This is a genomic window from Pseudomonas sp. P4_D7, assembly GCF_056401755.1.
Genome location: NZ_JBFUIR010000151.1, coordinates 1 through 1,619 on the forward strand (window position 1 = coordinate 1; position 1,619 = coordinate 1,619).

Sequence of the window (1,619 nt, forward strand, 5' to 3'; positions counted from 1 at the left end):
ACGCTGTCGTTACCACTTATTCGTGTCCGCGTCTGGCGCCTGCAACACCGTGACCACGAGGGCGGCCCAAGGAGACGCGGAGCGCGGTCGCTTATGCGTCCTCGCCCAAGATGACGTCGCGCTCTCGCTCAAAGATAGGATATGTCGCAGGCTCCCGATCGCTGAACGCCTCGAAGAAACCCGGAGCTAGCCAAGCCTCGGGCGCTATGAACATCGCACCGTTTGCCTGAACTTCCACGCGCCAGTTCGATGGCACTAGCGTGCTCAGGATTTCAAAGCTCTCAATTCGATGACTGCCCAACGTCGGCCACCCGGCAGTACGCTCTGCCGTCGCTATCCCGTATGTGCCCTTTCCATCAGGGGTGATTTCAATGCTCATCACGTGATAGCTGCGTCCGACCGTAAGCCAGGGAGAAGAATCCACTTCACGGCCGAATGCATCAAAGRGTCGAATACATCTGACTTTCATGGTTCTTTTGGCACTCCAGACATGTCATTGAAGACCGACTTGTAATCTAACCCATAAAATACTTCTTGGGTTTCCGGATTCATGTAGAAGTGGACTTGAAAGTCTCCATACGGACTTTGATAAGTGCCTGTCGTACCAATTCAATTCTGTTGTGTCGCGTCATAGAGCTGGCTCAACTCGTCGTAGCAAAGCTTCAACACTTGATCGAACTCTTTCGGCGGTAACAGCCATTCTTCTACGCGGCCGCACGCCTTTGAGTACAACAATCTTGACTCTTTACCCTCACAATCAAGGAGAAACACCTTAACCTCGTCAAAGACATCCACTGGTATCAAAACATCGAACCTGCCAGCCAAATCGGCAATCTCGCGATCACCATACAGGGACTCATTCAGGGTATTAAAGACTTCGTCTGCACCCATATGGCACATCGTAGAAAACCTATTGCCGCAGTCACCGACAAGTTGTGTCATTAAAAACAATACATCTCGAAGTGACGTACCCAGCTGATAGTCGCCAAGCATCGCTCCTCCTACCCAATAGCAGAACTTTCCGAAGAGCCAAGCGCCTCCGGCGTTGACATCGACCTCAAATTCGATAGCGAACGACTTTTTCTCACCGATTATCATCGCTACATCCCCAACGCTTTGCGCACCGGATTCGGAACCTGGGATACAGGCGTTGTGCCACTGAAGTGGACGATTCCGGAATTATCGGAGAAGTAGCGATAAACCTGTCGGTCGTTACTCGCGCCATACCAAGTACCCATATGTGATCGCGCCAGATTCAACGTTCACGCCGCTTGAACACCCATAGTCCGTCGTCAACTATGATCTCTGGAAAGTCTCGCCGGAAACAGCGAGCAGAAACTGTGTAATCTTCTTCGTAATCCGCGAGAATCTCACTTTCAACACAAGAGGCAGACCCGGCATCGTCCTCGTCAATGTCTCCGTCAAAATAAAATCGGATCTCCAGAAGAGACTCAGATACAGAAAAAATTACAGCCCGAAGCTTTTCCGATATTTCTCCTAACAAAGCCCTTTGAATGCTCAGCCGGGCCATCACAACCGCGTTATCAGATGCTCGCATCATCTAGGGCCTCGCCGGCACAATATGGGTGCCGTCTTTTGAGTAATGAATTATTCCGTTC

At 50.9% G+C, this 1,619-nt stretch carries 2 protein-coding genes; both read right to left on the reverse strand.

Annotation, left to right across the window (positions count from 1 at the left end):
• Window positions 1-609: 609 nt before the first annotated feature.
• A complete protein-coding gene (locus AC1DVF_RS29170; protein ID WP_477783623.1) occupies window positions 610-1,098 on the reverse strand; it encodes an Imm42 family immunity protein in 489 nt (162 codons plus the stop codon).
• A 157-nt stretch (window positions 1,099-1,255) separates the two neighbouring features.
• Window positions 1,256-1,561 carry a MafI2 family immunity protein gene (locus AC1DVF_RS29175; protein WP_477783624.1) on the reverse strand — a complete coding sequence of 102 codons (306 nt, stop codon included), beginning with the start codon at window positions 1,559-1,561 and terminating at the stop codon, window positions 1,256-1,258.
• Window positions 1,562-1,619 lie beyond the last annotated feature (58 nt).